General features: G+C 69.9%; 1 protein-coding gene. It reads left to right on the top strand.

The genetic code is table 11. The features are described 5' to 3' along the window. The coding region (locus IG86_RS0138065) for an urease subunit alpha (RefSeq protein ID WP_030903161.1) at positions 1-896 on the top strand (896 nt) is incomplete at both ends.

Here is an 896-nt window from a genome sequence, read left to right as displayed (position 1 = left end):
GCACGCCTTCAACGCCTTCGACGCGTGGCCGGTGAACATCGGTTTCCTCGCCCGTGGTTCCTCCTCCGACGCCGCTCCGCTGGTGGAGGCCCTGGCGGAGGGCGGCGCCAGCGGTTTTAAGGTGCACGAGGACATGGGCGCGCACACGCGGGCCCTGGACACGGCGTTGCGGGTGGCCGAGGAGTACGACGTGCAGGTGGCCCTGCACAGTGACGGCCTGAACGAGTGCCTCTCGGTCGAGGACACGCTGCGGGTGCTGGAGGGGCGCACGATCCATGCCTTCCACATCGAGGGGTGCGGTGGCGGGCACGTGCCGAACGTGCTGAAGATGGCGGGCGTGCCGAACGTGATCGGTTCCTCCACCAATCCGACGCTGCCGTTCGGGCGGGACGCGGTCGCCGAGCACTACGGGATGATCGTCTCCGTCCACGACCTCAAGCCGGACCTGCCCGGTGATGCGGCGATGGCGCGGGACCGGATCCGGGCCGGGACGATGGGCGCCGAGGACGTCCTGCACGATCTGGGCGCGATCGGGATCACCTCCTCCGACGCCCAGGGCATGGGCCGGGCCGGGGAGACCATCCGGCGCACCTTCGCGATGGCGGCGAAGATGAAGGGCGAACTCGGCCCGCTGGAGGGCGACGGCGAGGGCGACGACAACGCCCGGGTGCTGCGCTACATGGCGAAGCTGACGATCAATCCGGCGATCGCGCACGGTCTGGCGCACGAGATCGGTTCGATCGAGGTCGGCAAGCTCGCCGACATCGTGCTGTGGCGGCCGCAGTTCTTCGGCGCGAAGCCGCAGCTCGTCCTGAAGTCCGGTTTCCCCGCCTACGGTGTCACCGGCGATCCCAACGCCGCCACCGACACCTGCGAACCCCTCGTCCTCGGACCGC

It is taken from the genome of Streptomyces virginiae (assembly GCF_000720455.1).
Classification (GTDB): Bacteria; Actinomycetota; Actinomycetes; order Streptomycetales; family Streptomycetaceae; genus Streptomyces; species Streptomyces virginiae.
This window is presented reverse-complemented; position numbering and strand designations above follow the sequence as displayed.